Here is a 24,460-nt window from a genome sequence, read left to right as displayed (position 1 = left end):
ACGCCACTATGGAGGGGTCATGAACAGGAGCAACAGGAAGTTTGGTTAACGCCGCCGATACCACGGCGCTTAAGGCCGATCTGATCGCCGAGGCGCGGCGGCTGGGCTTTGCCGCCTGCGGGATTGCCCCGGCGGCGGAAGACCCCCTGCGCGCTGCGCGGCTGGAACAATGGCTGGGCGAAGGGCTGCACGGCGCGATGGAATGGATGGAAAGCCGCGCCCACCATCGCCGCAGCCCGCAAGGGCTTTGGCCCGAGGCGCGGCGCGTGATTGCGCTGGGCATGAGCTACGCTCCGGCCAGCCCGGCCCAGGTGATGCACGGCGATCCATCGCGCGGGCAGATCTCGGTCTATGCCCAAGGGGCGGACTATCACGATACGGTCAAGAAGGCGCTCAAGCACCTCGCCCGCTGGCTGGTGGCCGAAGCGTCGCGGCGCGGGCTGGGCGAGGCTGGCGTAAAGGTTTTCGTCGATACTGCCCCGGTGATGGAAAAGCCGCTGGGCGAGGCGGCGGGGCTGGGCTGGCAGGGCAAGCATACCAACCTGGTCAGCCGCGAACATGGCTCATGGCTGTTCCTGGGGGCGATCTATACCACGCTGGACCTGCCGCTGGACCAATCCGGCACGGACCGCTGCGGATCGTGCAATGCCTGCCAGGTCGCCTGCCCGACCGCGGCCTTCCCCGCGCCCTACCGGCTCGATGCGCGGCGCTGCATTTCCTACCTGACGATCGAGCACAAGGGGCCGGTGGCCGAGGAATTCCGCCGGGCGCTGGGCAACCGGATCTATGGCTGCGATGATTGCCTGGCAGCCTGCCCGTGGAACAAGTTTGCCGACGCCGCCCACGCCACGCGCGCCTTCCTGCCCCGCGCCGAGCTGGCCGCGCCGCGTCTGGCCGAACTGCTGGCGCTCGACGATGCGGGCTTTCGCAAGCTGTTCAGCGGCTCACCGATCAAGCGGATCGGGCGGGACCGGTTCGTGCGCAACTGCCTCTATGCCGCGGGCAACAGCGGCGATGCCGCGCTGCTGCCGCAGGTGCGCGCGCTGACAGCCGATCCCGATCCGGCTGTGGCCGATGCCGCCCGATGGGCGCTGGCGGAATTGCCTGTTGAACCGGGGGCCGCCTAGCGCCCCAGCAGGTTCCGCGCCTGGTTGCCCAGCTGCGCCAGCATCGTGGGGGACAGCACCGGCGACCCCTGCGCGCGGGTAACGACGGCGCGGAACTGGCCGATCGCCGCTGCCTGCCCGGCCAGCCAGTGCTGCACCACCGCCAGCGGATCACCCTGGTCGGTTGCATGGCGGCGCAGGAAATCGAGCCGCATGTGCTGCATGTCGCGCGCCAGGCTGTTGACCAGCAGGCGCTCCCACGGATCGCTCGGCGCCAGCCGCTCGGCCGCCTGCTGCGCCCAATCCAGCCCCAGATCCTGGCCCAGCGCGATGAAGGCGCGGGTCAGCACTTCGGGCTTGGTCCCGGTCTGCCGGGCCAGCATGGCAAGGCCGACCGAGCCATCAAGTTCGAACAGGTGAGCCACTTCGGCGGCCAGGTCAGCCGGTGCCCCGGCCTCGGCAAAGCGGGCCTGCAGCGTGGCCGACTGGGCCTTGCTTTCGGACGACAACAGGTGGCCGGTCGCCTCGGACAACAGCTTCACCCCGCCAGTCAGCCGCTCGACCAGTTCCCCGGCGGACAGCGTCCCGCCCGATATCCGCAGCAGGTCGGCCATGTGGTTGACCATGGCGGCGGCAGCACGGTCGAACAGCATGATCCGCGCGGTCTCGGGCATCGGGCGGGTCTCGATCCCCTGCCAGATCGCGGCCATGCCCAGCAGGCACTCGGCAGCGACGAAGGCGGTGGTGACCTGGGCCAGCGTCGCGCCTTCTTCCTCGACCAGTTCGAAGGGATGGATCAGCCCCAGCCGGTTGACCATGCGGTTGGCGAGCTTGGTGGCAATGATCTCGCGCCGCAGGCGGTGGCCCAGGATATCCTCGCGGAAGGCCTCGCGCATCGGCACCGGGAAAGCGGCGAGGAGTTCATCCTCCAGCAGCGGATCGTCGGGCAGGGTCGAGGCTTCAAGCGCGTCCTGCAGCACCAGTTTGGTGCTGGACAGCACCACCGCCAGTTCCGGCCGGGTCAGCCCCTGGCCTTCGCTGGCGCGGCGGGCCAGGACGTCGCTTTCGGCCAGCCCCTCGGTCTTGCGGTCGAGCTGCCCAGCGGCTTCCAGCGTCTCGATCAGCCGCAGGTGCGAAGCGGTGGTCGCCGCCCCGCCCGCACTGGCGATCGACAGGGCGAGCGCCTGGAGCCGATTGTCCTCCAGCACGATTGCCGCAACCTCATCCGTCATCCCGGCCAGCAGCTTGACGCGGGCATCCTCGTCCAGCCGCCCGGCGCGCTTGGCCCCGGCCAGCGCGATCTTGATGTTCACCTCGTTGTCCGAGCAATCGACCCCGGCCGAATTGTCGATGAAGTCGGTGTTGATCGAGCCGCCCTTCAGCGCGAACTCGATCCGGCCCGCCTGGGTGCAACCCATGTTGGCGCCCTCGCCGATCACCTTCGCCCGCAGCTCCGCGCCGTTGACGCGCAGCGCATCATTGGCCGGATCGCCCACCTGGACGTTGTTTTCGGTGCTGGCCTTCACATAGGTGCCGATCCCGCCGAACCACAACAGGTCGACCGCGGCCTTGAGGATCGCGGTGATCAGCCCGTCGGGATCGACGCTCGGCTGGTCGAGCCCCAGCATGGCCTGGACTTCAGGCGAGAGCGGCACTTCCTTGAGGCTGCGGGCAAAGACCCCGCCGCCCTTCGAGATCAGCGCCTTGTCGTAATCGTCCCAGCTCGAGCGCGGCAGGGCGAACATCCGCGCGCGCTCGGCCCAGCTCTTCGCCGGATCGGGATCGGGATCGAGGAAGATGTGGCGGTGATCGAAGGCGGCGACCACCTTCAGCGCCTTCGACAGCAGCATGCCGTTGCCGAACACGTCGCCCGACATGTCGCCGCAGCCCGCGACGCGGACCGGTTGGGTCTGCACGTCGACGCCCTGTTCGAAGAAATGGCGCTGGACCGAGAGCCAGGCGCCCTTCGCCGTTATGCCCATCGCCTTGTGGTCATAGCCCTTGGAGCCGCCGCTGGCGAAGGCATCGTCGAGCCAGAAATCGTGCTCTTCGGCAATGGCATTGGCCGTGTCGGAATAGGTCGCTGTGCCTTTGTCGGCCGCGACCACGAAATAGGGATCCTCGCCGTCGCGGATCACGACGTGCCGGGGATGGACCACCTTGGCACCAACGATGTTGTCGGTGATCGACAGCAGGGTGCGGATGAACACCTGGTAGCTGGCCTTGCCCTCGGCCAGCCAGCCATCGCGGTCCCGCGCCGGATCGGGCAATTGCTTGGGATAGAACCCGCCCTTGGCCCCGGCCGGCACGATCACCGCGTTCTTGACCCGCTGGGCCTTCATCAGCCCCAGCACTTCGGTGCGGAAGTCATCGCGCCGGTCGGACCAGCGCAGGCCGCCGCGCGCGACCGGGCCCGAGCGCAGGTGGATGCCCTCCACCCGACGCGAATAGACGAAGATCTCGCGCCAGGGCAGCGGTTTGGGCAGGCCGGGGACGAGCGCGGAATCGAGCTTGAAGGCCAGCGCCTGCTGACCCGCCGGGGCAAAGGCATTGGTCCGCAGCATGGCTTCCACCACGGCGCGGTACTGGCGCAGCAGGCGATCGTCGTTGATCGCCGAAACCTGGGCCAGGCCATCGCGGATCGCCGCCTGGGCCGCCGCCTCGGCCTCGGCTCGGTCACCCTTGAAGGCCGGATCGTGGCGGGCGACGAACAGCGCGACCAACCCGCGCGTTACCGCCGGGGCATTGTTCAGCGCATCGACCGCGGTCGGCACGCCATAGTTGAGGCCGGCCTGCCGCAGATAGCGATACCACGCGCGCAGCCAGTTGGTTTCGGCCGCCGACAGCCCGACCGTGGTGATCAGCCGGTTGAACGGATCGTCTTCCGCCGCGCCGTTCAGCACGTCGGCAAAGGCGGCCTCGATCATCGCGGCGCGGGCCATCACCGCAGCCGGGTCCAGCCCGCCGGGCAGGGCCAGCTGGAAATCGTGAATCGTCCCCATCCGCCCCTGGTCAAGGTCGGTCGGCACATCCTCGACCACGCGGAAGCCGAAGTTCTCCAGCGCCGGGACCGCATCGGACAGCGCGATCGATCCGGCCCGCTGGTAAAGCTTCAGCCGCAGGGTACCGGGTTCGTCCCCGGCCATGGTGTGGAGGCGGGCATCGCGGCGCGGGCCGGCCTCTCCTTCTCCGGCCAGCTTGCGCAGCCGGGCAATGTCCTGCGCGGCTTCGGCGGGGCCATAGGCGCCGCGATAGGCCAGCGGGAAAGCCTCGGCGTAGCGCGCGGCAATGGCGGCGGCGCGCGAGGGGTCCTCGCTGGCGGCAATCTCACCCTCGACCGCCTCGTTCCAGCCGCGCAGCATCCCTTGCAGGCGGGCATCGAGCGCGGCCTCGTCCGGCAGGCTCGCCACTTCGGGCAGGTCGAGCACATAGCGCAGCATGGCGAGGCTGCCCTCGACCTCAAGGCTCCAGTCGAGCACCGGTGCCCCGGCGGCTTCGACCAGCATGGCTTCCACCTGCAGGCGGGTGCCGGTCGACATGATGTCGCGCGGCAGCCAGACGAAGGCGAAGAGGTGGCGCATCAGCGCGGCCGGAACCAGCGCAAGCTTGGGACGCGGCCGGTCAACCAGGCTCATCATCGTGGTGGCGACGCGCTGCAGGTCATCCTCGGCAAAGCCGATCAGCAGGTCGTGCGGCAGTGCATGCAGTGCATGGACCAGCGCCTTGCCGGCATGGCCCTGGGGCGCGAAGCCGAAGCGGGCCATCAGGTCCGACAGCTGCGCGCGCATCCGCGGCACCTGGGTCGGCGCGGCGGCCAGCCCCGCGCTGGTCCAGATCCCGGCATGGACCGACAGGCGATCGAGCTTGCCCTGTTCGAACACCGGAACGATGAACAGGTCGAGCGGAGTGCGGCGGTGGACATTGCTGACCGTGTTGGACTTGACCACCAGCAGCGCCCGATTGCCCGCGCCCTTCCCTTCGAACCAGGCGAAAGCGCGGTCATAGGAAATCGGCCCGAGCAGTGCCTTGGCCCCACGCTTGCAGATGCCCAGCGCGCCCGTCTGGGTGCCATCGCGGTGGCGCACGACATGGCCCAGCTGGGTCAGCATCCCGTCCTTGAACCAGCGCAGCAGCGCCGCGCCCTCGCCATCGGCCAGGCCATCGGCATCGGCAGCCATGGCTTCCTGCAAACGCGGCCAATCGGCCACGGCGGCGCGGACATCACCCAGCGTGGCGCGCAGCGCCGATTCCAGCTCGCGGCGGGCGCGGGCATCGGCGCGGCGGGTTTCGAGGTAGACCATCGATTCGCGCTTTTCGCCCGCGGCATCGCCAGTCACGATTTCGGTCAGCGCACCTTCCGCATCGCGGCGCACCGGCAGCACCGGGTGGACCAGCCGGTCAATCGCTAAGCCTTGCGCCGCCACGGTGGTGGCAATCGAATCGACCAGGAACGGCATGTCATCGTTGATCACGCCGATCCGCATGAAGCGTTCGGCCGCGCTGCCCGAAACGGTCTCGATCGTGATCGCCACTTCGCCGGCCTCGCGCCGGGCCGCCGCGCCGCACATGAAGGCTGCCGCCGCCGCCAGTCCTTCGGCCGAAAAGGCCGCATCGCCGGGCAACAGCGCGGCGCTGAGCCGCTGGGCCAGGGCCTGTTCAAGAGCTGCGGAATCGCTCTGCGCGGACTTGGCACTTATCGGGGCACTCATCGGGTCAGCACTCCTCCGGGCCGACCGACAGGTCGTTACCCCTGCAAACAAGATTATTGCCGTCTAGCGCAGCATTCGTATTCATCTTAGGCCCAACTGGTCTCCACTGCAACCAGTTTGCCGCTAGGGAAACCTGCCTAACCGCCCGATGCAAAACGGGCTTATCCGGCGAGCGCTTCCATCGTCAGCGCCAGCGAGTGTTCGCGCGCGGCGGGATCGAAGGTGGCACCCGCCACGATGATTTCATCGGCCTGGGTCCGCTCGACAAAGCGGCCGATGGCGGCGCGCACGGTCGCCGGGCTGCCTACGGCGCGGGCCTGGCCGAGATGATCGAGCATGGCCTGGGTGCTGGGCGGCAGGCTGTCGCGATAGCCCGGCACCGGCGGCTTGAGCCGCCCGGGCGTACCGCTGCGCAGGGCGACAAAGCTCTGTTCGAGCGAGGAGGCGAGCAGCCGCCCTTCCGCGTCGGATTCGGAGCAGAGCACGGTCATCGCCGCCATGGCATGGGGTCGGTCAAGCGCGGCCGAGGGCGTGAAGCGTTCGCGATAGAGCCTGAGCGCGGCATCGAGGTGATCGGGCGCGAAGTGCGAGGCGAAGGCATAGGGCATGCCCAGCGCGGCGGCGAGCTGCGCGCCGAACAGGCTGGAGCCGAGGATCCAGAATTCCAGCGCCGCGCCGAACCCCGGCGTGGCCCGCAGGCCCAGTTCCGGCTCGCCCGTCACCAGCGCGCGCAGTTCGACCACGTCCTGCGGAAAGTATTCGGCCGCGCGCATCAGGTCCTTGCGCAGCGCCTGGCCGATCCGGCTGTCCGCCCCCGGCGCGCGGCCGAGCCCCAGGTCGATCCGGCCCGGAAACAGCGCATCGAGCGTGCCGAACTGTTCGGCGATCACGAAGGGGTTGTGGTTGGGCAGCATGATCCCGCCCGCACCGATCCGGATCGTGCTGGTGGCATGGCCGATATGGGCGAGCGCCACCGCCGTGGCCCCACCCGCAATCCCGTCCATCGCGTGATGTTCCGCCACCCAGAACCGCTTGTAACCCGCGCCTTCCGCCGCGCGGGCCAGGTTGGCGGCATCGGTCAGGGCTGCGGAAACGGTGCCGCCTTCGCGGACAGGAATCAGGTCAAGAACGGATAGCGGGATCACCGGCCCGATGGTGCCGGGTCAGGCCCCAGCCGGTCAAGCCACGATTGCGCGGTCCTGGCCGCTTCGCTGCCCGGCGCGGTCTGCAGCACCGACTGCCAGGATCGCCGCGCCGCAGCATCGCGGCCTTGCAGCGCGGCAATCAACCCCGCTTCCAGCCCCACCTCGGCATCGCGCGGGGCGAGCCGGGCGGCGGTTTCGATCTGGGCCTGGGCCTCGCCCAGCCGCTCAAGCCGGCGCGACAGGCGGGCCGAGATCAGCCAGGCCAGCGCATCTTCCGGCAGGGCGGCGCGGGCTTCGGCCAGGGTCGACACTGCCTCGTCCATCCGGCCCAGCTGGACCAGTGCATTGGCCCGGTCGCGGGTAATCCGGGCGGCCAGCCCAGTTGCCCCGGCATCGCGGGCGTCATTCAGCGCCACGGCAAAATGCTCGAGCGCGCGGGCATATTCGCCCTGGCTTTCCGCCGCCAGCGCCGCGCCGGCCGCCAGCTCGCTGCGGTTCGCCAAGGCTGAGGGGGCGGCCAGCGCCCGGGCCGACAGGAAGGTGGCCTCGGCCTCGCTCCAGCGCTCCAGCCCGGCCAAGGCCAGTGCCTTGCACCCGGCCGCCTCGCCCATCGCGCTGCCCCGCGCCTCGCCCAGCCAGCCTTCGGCCTCGACCAGGGCGGCGGCAGGAGCATTGCGGGCCAGGTCCAGGCACTGGCTGCGGCGCAGCGGGGTTGTGCTTGGCTTGGTGGGACTGCCACGCGGGATGACGATCGGCGCCTGCGGCAGGGCCCCGCCCGCGCCCGGCGCGACCGAGGGGCCGACCTGGGCCAGGAGCGGCAGGAACAGCGAAAGGATCATGGCAACTCCGCAATAGTCCGCAGCAGCAGCGCGATATCGGCATCGCGGCTGAGGCGGTGGTCGCCGTCCTTGATCAGGGTCACCTGAACATCGTCCGAATGGAGCTGTTCGGCCAATTGCAGCGCCAGTTCCCACGGCACGTCGGGATCGCGTTGGCCATGCAGCAGGCGGACCGGACAGGTCAGCGGGATCGGCGCCTCCAATAGTCGCTGGGCCTGGCCATCGGCCCAGAAGGCGGCATGGGTCGGCGTCGGTTCGGGGCCATAGGGGTTGTCCTCCAGCACCGTCTCGCCCGCTGCCAGCCGCGCTTGCTGGTTCGCGTCATAACCCCAGTCGGTAAAGTCCGGCGCAGCGGCGATCCCGACCATGGCATGGACCCGCTCCGGGATGGCCAGCGCCACCAGCAGCATAAGCCAGCCGCCCATCGATGAGCCCACCAGCACCACCGGGCCTTCGCATTGCGCCGCGATCAGCCCCAGCACCTCGTCCCGCCAGCGGCGGAGCGTGCCATCGGCGAACCGCCCCTCGCTCTCCCCGCAGCCCGAGTAATCGAGCAGCAGGCAGGCCCGGCCATTGGCCTGGGCCCAGTCGAAAACCGCGGTCGCCTTGCCGCCCGCCATGTCGGACATGTAGCCCGGCAGGAAGACGATGGTCGGTGTGGCGCCCTTGGTATGCTTGAAGGCGATCTTGGTGCCATCGGTGTGCGTGTGGTGGTACAGCTGTGTCATCCCTTGGTCATGCCTGTGTGCCAGCTGCTTGTCAGCCCACCACGCCGCGTTACTGTGGCGAAAAACGAGGGAGAGAACCATGCTGCCAGCCCCGCCCGATGCCCCGCTGCTCGCCGCCAACCGGCGCCAGGCGCTGCGGCTTGGCCTGCTGGGACTGGCGGGAATCGGCGCTCCGGCACTGGCTGCAGGCGGCAAGGGCTTCACCCATTGCGTCGCCAGCGGCGAACCGGGGCCAACGCAAGTCCTGCTCTGGACCCGCTATGCCAGCGACAATGAGGTCAAACTGGCCTGGGAACTGGCCGAAAGCGCCGATTTCAGCCAGATTGTCGCGCAAGGCGAAACCACCGCCTCCCCCGCCAACGACTGCTGCGCCAGGGCCTGGGCCAAGGGGCTGCAACCGGGCCGCTGGTACTTCTACCGCTTCATCGCCCCCGATGGGGAGAAGTCCCCGGTGGGGCGCACGAAGACGCTCCCGGTCGGCAAGGTCGACAGGTTCCGGATCGCGGTATTCTCTTGCTCGAACTACGGTTTCGGCTGGTTCAACGCCTATGGCCACGCCGCCGAAGCGGGCGATTTCGACCTGGTGCTGCACCTGGGCGACTATTTCTACGAATACGAGCGCGGCAACTACCCTTCGGCCAGGGAGGGCCTGCCCGAACGCCTGCTGCCCGATCATGAAACCGTGACCATGGCGCAGTATCGCGAACGCTTTTCGACCTACCGCAACGACCCCGATCTCCAGCGGCTGCACCAGCTCTATCCGGTGATCGCGATGTGGGACGATCACGAAGTGGCCAATGACACCTGGAAGGACGGAGCCGAAAACCACCAGCCGGACAAGGAAGGCCCCTATGCCGTGCGCGAGGCGGTGGCGGAGAAGGTCTATCGCGAATGGCTGCCGGTATCGGACGCCTATTGGGCGCAGTACGAGATCGGCAAGCTGGCCACGCTGTTCCGGCTGGAAACCCGCCATATCGCGCGCGACAAGCCATTTGACCTGGGCGACCTGATGAAGGGCAAGCGCGGGCCGGAGCTGGAAGCCGCGCTCACCGCCTTCCGCGATGATGCGTGGCAGGCGCCCGAACGGACCCTGCTGGGGGCCGAACAGGAAGCCTGGTTGGCCAGCGGCCTCAAGGCTTCGACCCGGTCTGGCAAGCCCTGGCAGGTGCTGGCCCAGCAGATCATCATGGGCCAGTTCGGCTTTGCCCGAACCGTGGTGGAAGGCATGACCCAGGATGTCGACAAGGGCATGCGGGCGCGAATTCTCGCCGCCGACCGGGTCCAGCAGAGCGGCATTCCCTATGCGATGGACATGTGGTCGGGCTATCCGGCGGCCCGCCAGCGGCTCTATCGCGCCGCGCTGGAGGCCAATGCCAACCTGCTGGTGCTGGCGGGCGACAGCCACAATGCCTGGGCCTTTGATCACAGCCATGCCGGGCAGCGGGTGGGCGTGGAAATGGCTGGGCAAAGCGTGACCTCGCCAGGCTTCGAACATTACCTGCGCTGGGTAAAGCCCGCGGACCTGGCTGCCGGCGTCATGGCCGCCAGCCCCGCGCTCAAATGGTGCGACACCAGCCAGCGCGGCTATCTGGCGGTTGAACTGACACCCAAGGCGGCCACCGGCGAATGGCGCTTCCTGCAAACCGTCCGGCAAAAGGGTACCGCCTTGGCGGGCACCAGGCGGATGACCGTGCTGGCGGGGCAGAAGCGCTTTTCGGCTTAGTTGCCCGTTAAGTCCGGCGCTGCTAAGGCGCGAGCCATGACGTCGCTGCGCGCCCTGTCGACTACTACCACCACCCCGGGCTTCCCGGGGCGGGCTGCCTTCGCCTGAAGCGAAGCGCAGGGCCGCCGTCCGGGTTCGGGCGGCTGGCGTTTCCTCCCGAACCTGCCGAAACCAGACGCCGCCCCTTCCGGTGCGCACCGGCTTGTGCCAAAGCGCGCCCAAACCGGTGAGAGTTACGCAAATGTCCGAGTTGTTGAAGATCAGCCTGCCCGACGGTTCCGTGCGCGAGATGCCACTGGGATCGACTCCGGCCGATGTCGCCGCGGCGATCGGTCCGGGCCTCGCCAAGGCGGCGCTGGCCGCTAAGATCGATGGCGAGCTGGTTGACCTGACCCGGCCGTTCACCAGCGATGCCAGCCTGGCGCTGGTTACTTCGCGTGATGAAGCAGAGGCGCTGGACCTGGCTCGGCATGACTATGCCCACGTCCTCGCCGAAGCGGTGCAGGCACTGTTTCCGGGTACGCAGATCACCTTTGGCCCGAGCACCGACGACGGCTTCTATTACGACTTCGCGCCTGCGACACGGCCCTTTACCGACGAGGACCTGCCCGCGATCGAGGCCGAGATGCGCAAGATCATCCAGGCCGACAAGCCGCTGCGCCGCGAGGTTTGGAGCCGCGAGCAGCTGATCAGCCGCTGGAAGCAGCAGGGCGAGAGCTTCAAGGCCGAATGGGCCGCCGAACTGCCGGAGCACGAGGAGCTGACGGTCTACTGGTCGGGCGACGACTGGCTCGACATGTGCCGCGGCCCGCACCTGCCCAGCACGGGCAAGCTCGATCCCCAGGCCTTCAAGCTGACCCGTGTTTCGGGTGCCTATTGGCGCGGCGACCAGAAGAACGCGATGCTGAGCCGCATATACGGCACCGGCTGGCTCAACAAGAAGCAGCTCGACGCCCACCTGACCCGGCTCGAAGAAGCCGCCAAGCGCGACCACCGCAAGCTGGGGCAGGAAATGGACCTGTTCCACCTGCAGCAGGAAGCCCATGGCTCGGTCTTCTGGCATCCCAAGGGCTACCTGATCTGGCGTGAGCTGGAGGCCTATATGCGCCGCGCGATTGACGGGGCGGGTTACCGCGAGGTCAAGACCCCGCAGGTGATGGACGCGCGCCAGTGGGAGCAGTCCGGCCACTGGGGCAAGTACCGCGAGAACATGTTCGTAATCCCTGACGAAGTGCCAAACGTCGACGACGAGGGCCCGGTGATCAGCGGCGAGGCCGACTGGATGGCCCTGAAGCCGATGAACTGCCCGGCTCACGTCCTGATCTTCCGCCAGGGGATCAAGTCGTATCGTGACCTGCCCTTGCGCATCTACGAGAACGGCTGCTGCCACCGCAACGAACCGCACGGCGCGCTGCACGGGCTGATGCGGGTGCGCCAGTTTACCCAGGACGATGCCCACATCTTCTGCCGCGAGGACCAGATCGTGGCCGAGGTGAAGGCCTTCTGCGAACTGGCCGACCGGGTCTACAAGGACTTCGGCTTCACCTATTCGATCAAGCTGGCGCTGCGCCCCGAGCAGCGCTTCGGCAGCGATGCCGATTGGGACAAGGCCGAGGACGAGCTGCGCAATGCGGTGATCGAGGCCGGCCTCGCCACCGAGGAATACGGCTGGGAGGAACTGCCGGGCGAAGGCGCGTTCTATGCGCCCAAGCTCGAATGGCACCTGACTGATGCGATCGGGCGGACCTGGCAGGTCGGCACGATCCAGTCGGACCGCGTCCTGCCCGAGCGGCTCGACGCAACTTACGTGGGCGAAGATGGCGAGAAGCACCGCCCGGTCATGCTGCACCGCGCGATCTTCGGTTCGTACGAGCGCTTCATCGGCATCCTGATCGAGCATTTTGCCGGCAAGCTGCCGGTCTGGCTCGCACCGGTCCAGGCCGTGGTCGCAACCATTGTTTCGGACGCCGATCCCTATGCCGCCGAAGTGGCCGAACAGCTCAAGGCGGCGGGCATCCGGGTCGATACCGACTGCCGGAACGAGAAGATCAACTACAAGGTGCGCGAACACTCGCTGCAGAAGGTCCCGCACCTGCTGGTGGTCGGCAAGCGCGAGGCCGAGGAAGGCACCGTGGCGCTGCGCACTCTGGGGGCCGAGCACCAGAAGGTCATGCCGCTGGCCGAGGCCATCGCCCTGCTGAAGTCCGAAACGACCCCGCCGGACCGGCGCTGACTTGCTGGGCCTTTCGCCCGAGCAGCTCGCGGTGGCGCTGGTCGCCGCGCTGGCCGCCGCCTTCGTGCGCGGGCTGGCCGGCTTCGGCATGGCGATCCTGCTGGTCCCGGTGCTGGGCCTCGCTATCCCGCCCACTGAAGCGGTGGTGACGGCCAACTGGCTGGGCATCTTCATCGGCCTGGTTGGGCTGCGCGCCATGCTGGGCGCGAGCGAGCGGTCGGCCTTCACGATCGCCGGCCTCGCCATGGTGGCGACGCCGCTGGGAGTCTGGCTGCTCTCGGTTACCGATCCGGCGCTGGCGCGGCTGCTGATCGCGCTGGTCGCGCTGGTGGCCTTCGCCCTGGTGCTGCTGCCCAAGCGGCCCGACGGACACCGCCCCTCAGGGATCGAGACCGGCGGCACCGGGATCGCCTGCGGCGTGCTGACCGGCTTTGCCGGGATGCCGGGCGTGCCGGTGGTTCCCTTCTACCTGCGGCGCCAGATCGCCCCGCAGCTGGCGCGGGCCTCGATGATGACGATCTTCCTTGCCACGTCGGTTGCCGGGGTCGGCTCGGCCATGGCGCTGCAAGTGGCAACCTGGCGTGAGCTGCTGCTGGCCAGCCTGCTGTTCCCGGCGGTGCTGGCGGGCAACTGGCTGGGCAACAAGGCCTTCGGCAAGGTCAGCGATGCGGCCTGGCGGACCTTTGTCGGGCTGGTCCTGGGCCTGTCGGCACTGGCCGCGCTGTGGCGGCTGGTGCAGGCCTAGCGGGCCAGGATCAAGGCCAACGCGCAACCGCAAACGATCAGCGTGCGGAGCGCTTCGTCGGAGCGGGCAACAGCAAGGGCGACAGCTTTGGCCATGCCCGCCTTATCGGCGTGGCAGGTTGCCGAAAGGTTAAGCCGCCGCGCTCGCGCTCATCACCTGGCGGCCATCGGCCGCGAATGCCCCCAGCTCGATCCCATCGCCAGCCCCGCGCATCACCAGGTGCAGCGGTTCGTCCGCCACGGCCGGGCTGAGGCCGCGGAAGGCAAAGCTGCGCAGCGCATTGTCCCCCAGCGCCCGCTGCGCAAGGTCAAGCAGCAGCGTGGCCGTCAGTGGCCCGTGCACCACCAGCCCGCGATAGCCTTCCTCACCCACGGCATAGGGCGCGTCATAATGGATGCGGTGCGAGTTGAAGGTCAGCGCCGAGAAGCGGAACAGCAGCGGCGCGCCGGGCTCCAGCACGCGGTGCTGATCCCACCCGGCGGGATCGAAGCGACCTTCGCCCAGCGGCGGCGGAGCGGGCGGCGTGCCCGGCGCGGCCGGTTCGCGATAGACCAGCGACTGAACCTCGCGCACGGCGAGGCCCTGCTCGCCCGACGTCTCATGCGCGACTTCGACGAAGACCAGCCGCCCGCTGCCGCCGCTCTTCTCGGTGATCGAGGCGACGCGCGAGGTCCGTGTCACCGCCTCGCCGACGGTCAGCGGCGCGAGGAATTCGACTTTGCTGGAGGCCCACATCCGGCGCGGCAGCGGCACCGGAGGCAGGAAGCTGTCCGGACGGTCATCGCGGCGCGGGTGGCCATCGGGGCCGAGCGCGGCGGTCGGCGCGTCGGGCGTGCACAAGCACCAGTGGAAGCCCTGCGGCACCGTGCCGCCAGCGGGCGCAGCGCGGTCCAGCGTGGCGCACCAGCGCGCGAAGAGGCCGGGGTCGGCGCGGTCGGCGCGGTGTTCCTCGCGCCCGATCCAGGCGGCAAAGTCGCTCATCAGTTCCGCCCTTCCAGCAGGCCGCGCGCGATCACCTGGGCCTGGATCTCGGCCGCGCCTTCAAAGATATTGAGGATGCGCGCATCGCACAGCACGCGGCTGATCTCGTATTCCAGCGCATAACCGTTGCCGCCGTGGATCTGCAGGCTCGCATCGGCATTGGCCCAGGCGGCGCGCGCTGCCAGCAGCTTGGCCATCCCCGCCTCGATATCGCAGCGCTTGCCGGTGTCCTTGGCCCGCGCGGCAGCATAGGTCAGCTCACGCGAGAGCACGAAATCGGCCAGGCTCATCGCCAGCTTGTCGGCCACGCGCGGGAAGTGGACCAGCGCCTGGCCGAACTGCTTGCGGCTGAGCGCATAGTCCAGCCCCAGCTCCAGCGCGCGCTTGGCCACGCCCACGGCGCGGGCGGCGGTCTGGATCCGGGCGGCTTCGAAGGTTCGCATCAGCTGCTTGAAGCCCTGCCCCTGTTCGCCGCCCAGCAGGGCGTGGCCCGGCGCGCGCAGGCCATCGAACTGCAGCGCATATTCGCGCATCCCGCGATAGCCCAGCACCTCGATCTCGCTCCCGCTCATCCCCTCGGCCGGGAAGGGGTCGGCATCGGTCCCGCGCGGCTTGGGCACCAGCAGCATCGACAGGCCCGAGTACCCCTTGGCGTCGGGCAGCGTCCGGCACAGCAGGGTCATCAGGTCAGACCGGCTGGCATGGGTGATCCAGGTCTTGGCCCCGTCGATCACCCATTCATCCCCATCGAACCGCGCCCGGGTCTGCAGCGAACCAAGGTCCGATCCGGTATCGGGTTCGGTGAAAACCGCAGTCGGCAGCACTTCGCCGCTGGCGATCCGGGGCAGCCAGTATTGCTTCTGCTCGGCCGTTCCGCCCATCGCGATCAGTTCGCCCGCGATCTCGCTGCGGGTGCCGAGCGAGCCCGCGCCGATCCACCCGCGCGACAGCTCCTCGGTGATCAGGCACATCACCAGCTTGGACAGGCCAAGTCCCCCGAACTCCTCGGGGATGGTCGCGCCGAAGGTGCCGAGGTCCGCCATCGCCTGCACCGTCGCATCGGGGATCAGGGCATTGGCCAGGTGCCACTTGTGGGCATGGGGCAGCACTTCCGCCTCGGTAAAGCGGCGGAACTGGTCCCGGATCGTGTCGAGTTCGGGATCGTGCAGCCCTTCGCTGAGCCATTGCCCTGCCGCCAGCGCGGCGGCGACAGCGGCGCGGGTAGCGGCATGATCGCCCTCGACCAGGTCAGCACAGGCATGAGCCAGGTCGCGCGCCGCCGGGCCCAGCCCCAGGTCGCCCGGGCGCAGCAGCTCGTTCTGCCCCATCGGCAGGCCGCCGGTCAGCTGGGCGACCGTCTCGGCAAAACCCAGCAGCGCGACCTGGCGGTCCAGCCCGGTCCCGCCGCCATTGGCTGCGAGCCAGTCCGCCACGGCCTCCAGCGCGGCAACGCTGGTGGCGATCCAGGCAAAGCCGTGATGGGCGCGCTGGTTGGTGGCGGGGATCTCCGCCACCGCCGCGCGGGCGAGGTCGCGATAGCCCTGCGCCGCGCCCAGCACCTTGCCGAGGTCGATGCTGTCCAAGGCTCAGGCCTTCTCGAACACCGCCGCGATGCCCTGGCCGCCGCCGATGCACATGGTTTCGAGGCCATACTTCACGTCGCGGCGCTGCATTTCGCGGGTCAGGTTGGCGAGGATGCGGCCCCCGGTGGCGCCAATCGGGTGGCCCAGCGAGATGCCCGAGCCGTTGACGTTGAGCAGGTCATGCCGACTGTCATCGTCAGCCCAGCCCCAGCCCTTGAGGCAGGCCAGCACCTGCGGCGCGAAAGCCTCGTTCAGCTCGATCAGGCCGATATCGTTCCACGACAGACCGTTCTTCGCGAACAGCCGCTCGGTCGCCGGAACCGGGCCAAAGCCCATCCGGCTGGGATCGCAGCCCGCCGCCGCCCAGGAATGGAACCAGGCAATCGGCTCCAGCCCCAGCTCGTCCAGCTTGTCTTCGGCCACGACCAGGCAGGCGGCCGCGGCATCGTTCTGCTGGCTGGCATTGCCCGCCGTCACCACGCCGCCTTCGAGCGCCTTCAGCTTGCCCAGCGTTTCCATGGAGGCGTCGGCACGGTAACCCTCGTCATGGGCGAAGATCACCGGATCGCCCTTCTTCTGGGGAATTTCCACCGGCACCAGTTCATCGGCGAACAGCCCATTGGCCCAGGCGGCGGCGGCGCGCTGGTGGCTGCGCGCGGCATAGGCATCGCAGGCCTCGCGGCTGATGTTCCAGTCCTTGGCCAGGTTCTCGGCCGTCTCGATCATGCCGCTGATCAAGCCATAGCGTTCGATCGGCTGGCTCATCACGCGGCCGCGGGTCAGCCGGTCATGCAGCGTGAGGTTCCCGGCGCGCACGCCTTTGCGCAGTTCGGTGGTGTAATGCTCGACATTCGACATGGACTCGCAGCCACCGGCCACGACCACGTCGGACACCCCGGTCTGGACCATCATCGCCGCATTGACGATCGCCTGGAGGCCCGAGCCGCAGCGCCGGTCAAGCTGATAGCCGGGCACTTCCTCGGGCAGGCCGGCCAGCAGCCAGGACCAGTGCGAGATGCACGGCGCCTCGCCATTGCCATAGCCTTGCGCGAAGATCACGTCATCAACGCGGGTCGGATCGATCTTCGTGCGCTCCATCAGCGCCTTCAGGATCGTCGCGCCGAGCTGACCGGCGGTCAGCGGGGCGAGCGACCCGCCGAACTTGCCGACGGCGGTACGGATCGGGGCGACGATGGCTGCACGGCGTAAGCTGGGTTGGGGCATCGGTTCGTCTCTCGTTAGGGGCGCCTGGACCGCCTGGACCACAGTTCAGGCGCGAAAAAACCGGCCGGGTGCAAAGGCCCGGTCACGGCGGATTTGGTCGAGGCAAGGCAGCGGGCAGGCATGGCCCGATCATGCCACGGCCGGGCCATGTAGGACAGGACCGTGCAGGACAGGATCGGGGCCATGGCCTCAGCCACGGTCGCGGTCGCTGGTGGCCACCACGCCGCGATCGATCAGCGCGGCGATCTGGCCCGAGGACAGCCCCAGCCGCTCGGCCAGCACTTCCTCGCTGTGTTCGCCAAGGTAGGGCGCGGCCTTGGGATCGCCGGCCGGGCGGTCCGGGATATTGGCGAAGCTGCGGGTGGCGGGATATTCGAAGCCGCTGGGATTGGCGGGGGAAGGCCCGAACAGCGGGTTGCCCGTGACCAGTTCCGGATCGCGGGCCATCTCGTACATGGTGCGATAGCGCTCGAACGTGGCCCCGGCCTTGGTCAGCCGCGCGGCCAGGTCGGCATAGTCAAAGCCGTCGGCGGCCTGCTGGAACAGGTCGAACAGGCGGTGGCGGTGGACGAAGCGTTCGTGATCGCTGGCCAGGAAACTGACGCCCAGTTCCGCTTCCAGCGCGGCGACCGCATCGGCGAGGCCAAAGGCTTCGACCGTGGCCTTCCACTGCTTGGGGGTGAGCGCCGCGACCATGAAGCGGTGGCCATCGCGGCTGCGGAAATCGCGGCCAAAAGCGCCCCAGATGGCATTGCCGATGCGTTCGCGGTCAGCCCCGCGATAAAGCATTTCCGCCGCCGCCCCGGCGTTGAAGGCGGTGCCGATCGCCACGTCGCCCAGCGGCACGCGCAGTTCGCTGCCCTCGCCGGTGGCATCGCGGTGGCGCAGCCCGGCCAGCAGGGCAAAGGCGCAATAGGCCCCGGTGATGAAATCCCAGGCTGGCAGGATCTGGTTGACCGGGGGGGCCGTTGCGGGATCCCATTCCTCCGGCCCGTTCATCAGCGGATAGCCCGAGGCGGCATTGACCGTGAAGTCCATTGCCTGGCGCCCGTCGTGCCAGCCCATGATCCGCACCGAAACGAGATCGGGGCGGCCTGCCGCGATCCTGTCATGGGCCATGAAGCTGTCGAGCGGCAGGTTGGTGATCAGCTGCCCGGTCTTTTGCGCCAGCTGTACCGCCAGTTCGCGGCCCTCGGCCGTCTGGAGATCAAGCGCGACGCTTTTCTTGGCGCGGTTGAGGTTCTCCCACGAGAGCGAGCGGCCTTCGCGGGTCATCATGTAGCGCTTGTAATCGAGCCCGCCGCGCCGATCATCGATGCGGATCACCTCGGCCCCCATCTGGGCGCAGTAGAGCCCCGCCGTGGGCGAGGCGACGAAGGACGAAACCTCGACGATCGAGAGCCCGGTGAGCAGCTGGTACATGGCTTACCAGACCGACCCTTCGCTGGCGAATTCGCGCAGCAGGTGCTTGGCGATCTGCAGCTGCATGATTTGGCTGGTGCCTTCGTAGATGCGCAGGATGCGGGCATCGCGGAAGAAGCGTTCGGCGGGATATTCCGCCAGGTAGCCGGCCCCGCCATAGACCTGGACGCAGCGATCGGCGACGCGGCCGCAGGTTTCCGAAGCGAACAGCTTGGCGGCGGCGGCCTTGCGCTGGATATTCTCGCCCCGGTCAGCCCGGGCGCAGGCATCCGCGATCATGCATTCGGCGGCGTAAAGCTCGGCCTCGCTGTCGGCCAGCATGGCCTGAATCAGCTGGAAATTGGCGATCGGCTCGCCAAAGGCCTTGCGTTCGGTGGCATAGCGGATCGCGGTATCGAGCGCGCGGCGACCCATGCCGACGCTCATCCCGGCGACCGAAAGCCGCCCGTTGTCGAGGCTCTGCATCGCGATCTGGAAGCCGCGCCCTTCCTCGCCCCCGACCAGCGCCGAGCCGGGGATATGGACGTCTTCCATGATCACATCGGCGATATGCGCACCGGACTGGCCCATCTTCTTGTCGGGCTTGCCGATGGTGATGCCGGGCGTGGTCATGTCGACGATGAAGCAGGAAACGTGCGCGTTCTTGGGCAGCGCTTCCTTGCTGGTGCGGGCCATGATCAGGCCGATCTTGGCCGAGGGGCTGTTGGTGATGTAGCGCTTGGTGCCGTTCAATTTGTAGCCGTTGCCATCGCGCACCGCAGAGGTCTGCATCGCCGCGCTGTCCGACCCCGAACCCGGCTCGGTCAGGCCGAAGCAGGCGATCTCGCCGCTGGCGATGCGGGGCAGCCATTCGGCCTTCTGTTCGGGCGTGCCGAAATTTTTGATCGCAGAGCCCGTCATCCCGATGTTGATCGAGATGGTCGAGCGATAGGCAGGCGAGGCATAGCTCAGCTGCTTCACCGTCTCGATATACTGGCTGATGTTCATGCCGGCGCCGCCGAACTCTTCGGGGATGGTGATCCCGAACAGGCCCATGTCGCGCATTTCGGCCAGGATATCGTCGGGGATGCGATCCTGCGCGATCACCTCGTCCTCAGCCGGGATCAGCCGTTCGCGAACATAGCGGCGCAGCTGTTCGATGAACTGGTCGAAGATTTCGGGGTCCATGCCGGGGTTCATAGTCTGGTGCTCCTCAGATGGGCCAAATCAGATCGGATCGTAGGGGAAGACGTGGGCCGAAACCTCGTCTGCCCGGGCGAAGCTGGGCTTGAAGGCGGGGATCAACTCGTCAGCGATCGACTCCGGCGTCCAGCCTTCCAGCTTGGTCATCGAGCGGATCGGGCGCGGCTTGTTGTAGAGCACGATCTCGTTCTTGCGGACCGAGAAGATCTGGTTGGTAACCTCGCGGCTGGCGTCCGAGGCGAGGTAGACCACCAGCGGGGCGATCTTGTCCGCGCTCATCGTCTTGAGCCGTTCGACCCGCTGCTTCTGCTCCGGCGTTTCGGCCGGGATCGAGGCGGTCATCCGGCTCCAGGCGAAGGGCGCGATGCAGTTGGAGCGCACGCCCGCGCGGGCCATGTCGAGCGCGATCGACTGCGACAGGCCGACGATCCCCAGCTTGGCCGCCGAGTAATTGGCCTGGCCGATGTTGCCGATCAGGCCGCTGGTGCTGGTGAAGTGGATGAAGCTGCCCGATTGCTGCTCGCGGAAATAGGGCGTTGCCGCCTTGGAGACATTGAAGGTGCCGTTGAGGTGCACGTCGATCACCGCGCGCCAGTCTTCATGGCTCATCTTGTGCCAGATCGTGTCGCGCAGGATCCCGGCGTTGTTGACCACGGCATCGATCCGCCCGAACCGCTGGACCGCATCCTCGATGATCGAGGTCGCCCCGGCCGGGTCGTTCACGAAGGCGAGGTTGGCCCAGGCCTTGCCGCCCGCAGCCACGATGTCGTTGACGGTTTCCTGGGCCGGGCCTTCATCCCCGCCCTCACCGCCGCCGCCGACGCCGGGATCGTTGACCACCACCGCCGCGCCATGCTTGGCGCAGAGCAGCGCGATCTCGCGCCCGACGCCGCGCCCCGCGCCGGTCACCGCGACAACCTTGCCCTCAAGCATGCCCATCCATCCGACTCCGTCTTAATCGTTCGATTAAGTCCCTAAGCGGATGGCCGCGAAAATCAACCGGCGGGGACCAGTTCCTTCAGCGGTATTGCCGGGTCGGCCAGCGCCGCCGGATCGGCGTTCACCCGCTGTTCGACCAGCTTGCGCCCTTGCGCGTAATCCTTCGCGCAATTGACGCAGTCGAGCGCGATGGCCTGGCCCTGCTTCAGGTAGACCACGGTAAAGCTGCGGGTCGCCGGATCGCCGCGCAGCACGGTGGCATCGTGCCCGGTCGACAGGCCGACGGTCTGCAGCTTGAGGTCATACTGGTTCGACCAGAACCACGGCGTCGCGCCATAGCTGGCCTCCTGCCCGGTGATGACCTTGGCCACGACAGTCGCCTGGTCATTGGCGTTCTGGACCGATTCGAGCCGGATCACCGCTCCCTCGGCAAAGCCATTGGCATGGGCCGCACAGTCGCCGATCGCGAAGACGTGGGGCAGGCTGGTGCGGCACTGGCCATCGACCAGCACGCCGTTGCCGCCCTCGGCCCCGGCGGCCAGCAGCGGCTCGACGCAGGGGATGATACCGATGCCGACGATCACCACGTCACCCGGCAGTTCGGTGCCATCGGCCAGCCGGACCCCCGCCACGCGCCCCTCGCCCAGCAGCGCCTCGACCCCGCAGCCGGTGCGCAGGTCCACCCCGTGGGCGCGGTGCTCGGCCTCATAGAAGTGCGAGAGGTCTTCACCCGCCACCCGCGCCAGCACGTGCGGCAGGGCCTCGATCAGGGTCACCGCCTTGCCCAGCTTGGTCAGCACAGCCGCCGCCTCAAGCCCGATATAGCCCCCGCCGATCACCACCGCGCGGGTAACCCCCGGCAGCTCGGCCATCAGCGCATCGACATCGGCGCGGGTGCGGACATAGTGCACGCCCGCCAATTCCGCCCCCGGGCAGGTCAGCCGGCGCGGATCGCCACCGGTCGCCCAGACCAGCTCGCCATAGGCCAGCACAGCCCCATCGGCGCAGGTCACCTGGCGGGCAGCGGGATCGACCGCGGTCACCTCCCGCCCCAGCAGCAGGTCCACCGCCTTGTCGGCCCAGTATTCGCGCGGGCGCAGATAGAGCCGCTCGAACGGCTTTTCCCGGGCCAGGTACTCCTTGGACAGGGGCGGCCGCTCATAGGGCGGCTCATCCTCGCGCCCCAGGATCGCGATCGACCCGGCAAAGCCCTGGGTGCGCAGCGCGATCGCCGCCTGGGCCCCGCCATGCCCGCCACCCACAATCAGGACATCGTAATGCTGCATCGCTGCCAGCCCTTCCCTGCACAATCCTTGCCAGTGCCTATTGCCAAGTGCCTATTGCCAACTGGGCGGCACTGGTCAAACAATCCCTCAATTCCTGTCCGATTGCGCCAGCGCAATAAACCTGGCGCCCGAATCGGGTAAGGCAGGGGCGGGAGACCGCGCGGGGAATGCCTTCTCGCCCGGCACGACTGGCAGGCACGAACGACAGGCAGGGGCTGTGGCACAATGTTCAGGATCCGCTCGGTCGCAATCGATACCTACCCGGAAAACACCGCGTTCCTGCCGCGCAACGACAGTGGCTATGGTGCCGAACAGTTCCAGGCGCTGCGCAAGATCGAGATCTGCCGGGGGGACAGCAGCATCCTCGCTACCCTGGCGATCATGGACGATGAACACCTGCTCCAGCGCGGCGAGATCGGCCTGGGCGAGCAGGCCTTCCGCCGCCTCGGCCTGCCCGAAGGGACCGAGGTGTCGATCGCCCAGGCCAAGCCCCCGGCCAGCCTCGATGCGGTGCGCCGCAAGATCGGCGGCAACAGCCTGACCGACGCGGAGATCGGTGCGATCATCCGCGACGTGGCCCGGCACCATTACTCGCCAATGGAAATCGCGGCTTTCCTGGTGGCCTGCGCCGCCTTCATGACCACCGACGAGACCCTGGCCCTGACCCGCGCCATGGCCGATGTCGGCACCAAGCTCACCTGGGATTTCCCGCTGGTGGTGGACAAGCACTGCATCGGCGGGATTCCCGGCAACCGCACTTCGATGATCGTGGTGCCGATCGTGGCCGCGCACGGGCTGATCATTCCCAAGACCTCGTCGCGCGCGATCACCTCGCCCTCGGGCACGGCCGATACAATGGAAGTGCTGGCCAATGTCGATTTCTCGGCCGAGCGGCTGCAGCAGATCGTGGCGCAGGAAAACGCCGTGCTGGCCTGGGGCGGGCGGGTCAACCTGTCCCCGGCGGACGATATCCTGATCTCGGTCGAGCGGCCGCTGCGGATCGATACCTTCGAACAGATGGTCGCCTCGATCATGTCGAAAAAGCTGGCCGCCGGATCAACCCACCTGGTGATCGACATCCCGGTCGGCCCCTCTGCCAAGGTCCGCAGCCAGGGCGAGGCGGTGCGGCTGCGCAAGCTGTTCGAACATGTCGCGGCCCAGCTGGGGATCGTGGTCGACGTAGTGCTGACTGATGGCTCGCAGCCGATCGGGCGGGGCATCGGCCCGGTGCTGGAGGCGCGCGACGTGATGGCCGTGCTGCGCGGCGATCCCGCCGCCCCCGCCGACCTGCGCGACCGGGCGCTGATGCTGGCCGGGCGGGTGCTTGATTTCGACCCGGCACTGCCGGGCGGCGAGGGACGCCAGCGGGCGGAGGAACTGCTCGATTCCGGCGCGGCTCTCGCGGCCATGGAGCGATTGATCGCGGCCCAGGGCGCCAAGACCGAGCGGCCCGCCATTGGCCCGCTGAGCCACGAAGTGCTGGCCCTGCGCGATGGCCGGATCACCGCGATCGATTGCCACCTGATCGCCCGCATCGCCCGGCTGGCCGGGGCGCCGATGGAAAAGGGGGCGGGGATCGATCTGCTGCGCAAGGTGGGCGATCCCGTGCAGCGGGGCGAGCCGCTCTACCGGATCCACGCCACGTCGCAGACGGGCCTGGGCTTCGCTTGCGAACTGGCCAGCGAAGCCTCGGGCTATAGCCTGGCATCATGACGGGGTTGGTCCATCACTTTCCGGATCATGCCGCCGTGGCGGAGCGGCTGGCAGCGGCTCTTGGCATCGCCGCGCGACCGATTGCGCTCCGCACCTTTCCCGATGGCGAAAGCCTGGTGCGGGTGAACCCTGCGCCCGGCACGGCGCTGGTCTATTGCCCGCTCGATCAGCCCGATACCCGGCTGGTCCGGCTGCTGCTGGCGATCTCGGCGCTGCGCGATGGCGGGGCGGAGCGGGTCGTGCTGGTCGCGCCTTACCTTGGCTACATGCGCCAGGACGTGGCCTTCAACCCCGGCGAGGCGGTGTCGCAGCGGGTGATCGGGCAGTTGCTGGCGACGGCCTGTGACGGACTGGTCACCGTCGATCCGCACCTGCACCGCACGCCCAGCCTGGCCGATGTGGTGCCGGGGATCGTCGCCGTGAATGTCGCCGCGGCCCCGGTGATCGCGGAAGCCATCGCGGCGCGGGTCACGCCGGAGACGATCCTGGTTGGCCCCGATGGCGAATCCCGCCCCTGGGTGGAAGCCGTGGCCCGCCCACTGGGACTGGACATGCTGGTGGGCGAGAAAGTACGGCGGGGCGACCGGCAGGTGGAGATCGTCCAGCCCGATGCGGCCCGCGCCGCCGGGCGACCGGTCCTGCTGGTCGATGACCTCATTTCCAGCGGCGGCACCCTGCGCGAATGCGCGCGGCTGCTGGCGGCGGCGGGAGCAAGGATCATCGGCGCGACGGCGACCCATTGCCTTGCCAGTACGGACGACCTCGCCGCCCTCGCTGCTGCCGGGATCGGCCCGGTCATGGCGACCGACAGCGTGGCCGGCCCCGCCGCGACGATCCCGCTGGCGGCAGCACTCGCCGCTGCGATCCGCCGGGCGGGGCTGCTATGATGGCACCGCAACCAC

General features: G+C 68.4%; 17 protein-coding genes. 6 read left to right on the top strand and 11 right to left on the bottom strand.

Features of this window, described 5'->3' with window-relative positions:
• The first annotated feature begins 41 nt into the window (after nt 1–41).
• Nucleotides 42–1,127 (top strand): tRNA epoxyqueuosine(34) reductase QueG, encoded by a 1,086-nt coding sequence (gene queG, locus O9281_RS11040; protein WP_298185671.1) that lies wholly within the window; start codon nt 42–44, stop codon nt 1,125–1,127.
• Here queG and O9281_RS11035 read toward each other — a convergent pair.
• From O9281_RS11035 to O9281_RS11020, 4 genes are all read right to left on the bottom strand, one after another.
• Nucleotides 1,124–5,815, bottom strand: coding sequence for an NAD-glutamate dehydrogenase domain-containing protein (locus O9281_RS11035; protein WP_298185669.1), 4,692 nt, complete (start codon nt 5,813–5,815; stop codon nt 1,124–1,126). The two genes, queG and O9281_RS11035, sit on opposite strands and share 4 nt — an antisense overlap.
• A 161-nt stretch (nt 5,816–5,976) precedes the next feature.
• Complete coding sequence (locus O9281_RS11030) at nt 5,977–6,960, bottom strand: LLM class flavin-dependent oxidoreductase (protein ID WP_298185667.1); 984 nt, start codon at nt 6,958–6,960, stop codon at nt 5,977–5,979.
• On the bottom strand, nt 6,957–7,799 hold the full coding sequence (locus O9281_RS11025) for a tetratricopeptide repeat protein (protein WP_298185665.1): 843 nt from the start codon (nt 7,797–7,799) through the stop codon (nt 6,957–6,959). Before O9281_RS11025 ends, O9281_RS11030 begins: the two co-directional genes overlap by 4 nt.
• Nucleotides 7,796–8,527, bottom strand: coding sequence for an alpha/beta hydrolase (locus tag O9281_RS11020; RefSeq protein WP_298185663.1), 732 nt, complete (start codon nt 8,525–8,527; stop codon nt 7,796–7,798). The genes O9281_RS11025 and O9281_RS11020 overlap by 4 nt, the downstream gene beginning before the upstream one ends.
• 79 nt (nt 8,528–8,606) lie before the next feature.
• On the opposite strand from O9281_RS11020, the gene O9281_RS11015 reads away from it, so the two are divergent.
• The 3 genes from O9281_RS11015 (at nt 8,607) to O9281_RS11005 (ending at nt 13,228) form a co-directional block, all read left to right on the top strand.
• Nucleotides 8,607–10,250 carry an alkaline phosphatase D family protein gene (locus O9281_RS11015; RefSeq protein ID WP_298185660.1) on the top strand — a complete coding sequence of 548 codons (1,644 nt, stop codon included), beginning with the start codon at nt 8,607–8,609 and terminating at the stop codon, nt 10,248–10,250.
• A 241-nt stretch (nt 10,251–10,491) separates the two neighbouring features.
• The gene (thrS, locus tag O9281_RS11010; protein ID WP_298185657.1) at nt 10,492–12,483 is read left to right on the top strand and encodes a threonine--tRNA ligase; all 1,992 of its coding nucleotides are present in this window, start codon (nt 10,492–10,494) and stop codon (nt 12,481–12,483) included.
• A 1-nt stretch (nt 12,484) separates the two neighbouring features.
• The gene (locus tag O9281_RS11005) at nt 12,485–13,228 is read left to right on the top strand and encodes a sulfite exporter TauE/SafE family protein (RefSeq protein WP_298185655.1); all 744 of its coding nucleotides are present in this window, start codon (nt 12,485–12,487) and stop codon (nt 13,226–13,228) included.
• A gap of 129 nt (nt 13,229–13,357) precedes the next feature.
• On the opposite strand, the gene O9281_RS11000 is transcribed toward O9281_RS11005, so the two are convergent.
• The 7 genes from O9281_RS11000 to O9281_RS10970 form a co-directional block, all read right to left on the bottom strand.
• The gene (locus O9281_RS11000) at nt 13,358–14,209 is read right to left on the bottom strand and encodes a MaoC family dehydratase N-terminal domain-containing protein (protein ID WP_298185653.1); all 852 of its coding nucleotides are present in this window, start codon (nt 14,207–14,209) and stop codon (nt 13,358–13,360) included.
• On the bottom strand, nt 14,209–15,783 hold the full coding sequence (locus tag O9281_RS10995) for an acyl-CoA dehydrogenase family protein (protein ID WP_298186109.1): 1,575 nt from the start codon (nt 15,781–15,783) through the stop codon (nt 14,209–14,211). The genes O9281_RS11000 and O9281_RS10995 overlap by 1 nt, the downstream gene beginning before the upstream one ends.
• A gap of 12 nt (nt 15,784–15,795) precedes the next feature.
• Entirely contained in the window at nt 15,796–17,016 is a 1,221-nt protein-coding gene (locus O9281_RS10990; RefSeq protein WP_298185651.1) for an acetyl-CoA C-acetyltransferase, read from the bottom strand.
• Between the two features lie 189 nt (nt 17,017–17,205).
• Nucleotides 17,206–18,438: a CoA transferase gene (locus O9281_RS10985; RefSeq protein WP_298185648.1), complete on the bottom strand. Its 1,233-nt coding sequence runs from the start codon at nt 18,436–18,438 to the stop codon at nt 17,206–17,208.
• A 3-nt stretch (nt 18,439–18,441) separates the two neighbouring features.
• On the bottom strand, nt 18,442–19,605 hold the full coding sequence (locus O9281_RS10980) for an acyl-CoA dehydrogenase family protein (protein WP_298185646.1): 1,164 nt from the start codon (nt 19,603–19,605) through the stop codon (nt 18,442–18,444).
• Between the two features lie 39 nt (nt 19,606–19,644).
• Nucleotides 19,645–20,553: an SDR family NAD(P)-dependent oxidoreductase gene (locus O9281_RS10975; RefSeq protein ID WP_298186106.1), complete on the bottom strand. Its 909-nt coding sequence runs from the start codon at nt 20,551–20,553 to the stop codon at nt 19,645–19,647.
• Nucleotides 20,554–20,615: 62 nt separating this feature from the next.
• Nucleotides 20,616–21,845, bottom strand: a complete 1,230-nt coding sequence (locus O9281_RS10970; RefSeq protein ID WP_298185643.1) for an FAD-dependent oxidoreductase — start codon at nt 21,843–21,845, stop codon at nt 20,616–20,618.
• Nucleotides 21,846–22,070: 225 nt separating this feature from the next.
• Here O9281_RS10970 and O9281_RS10965 point away from each other — a divergent pair, with 225 nt between their 5' ends.
• Nucleotides 22,071–23,558: a thymidine phosphorylase family protein gene (locus O9281_RS10965; protein ID WP_298185640.1), complete on the top strand. Its 1,488-nt coding sequence runs from the start codon at nt 22,071–22,073 to the stop codon at nt 23,556–23,558.
• Nucleotides 23,555–24,445, top strand: a complete 891-nt coding sequence (locus tag O9281_RS10960; protein WP_298185638.1) for a ribose-phosphate diphosphokinase — start codon at nt 23,555–23,557, stop codon at nt 24,443–24,445. The genes O9281_RS10965 and O9281_RS10960 overlap by 4 nt, the downstream gene beginning before the upstream one ends.
• Nucleotides 24,446–24,460: the final 15 nt, after the last annotated feature.

The organism is Novosphingobium sp., from assembly GCF_027531025.1.
Classification (GTDB): Bacteria; Pseudomonadota; Alphaproteobacteria; order Sphingomonadales; family Sphingomonadaceae; genus Novosphingobium.
This window is presented reverse-complemented; position numbering and strand designations above follow the sequence as displayed.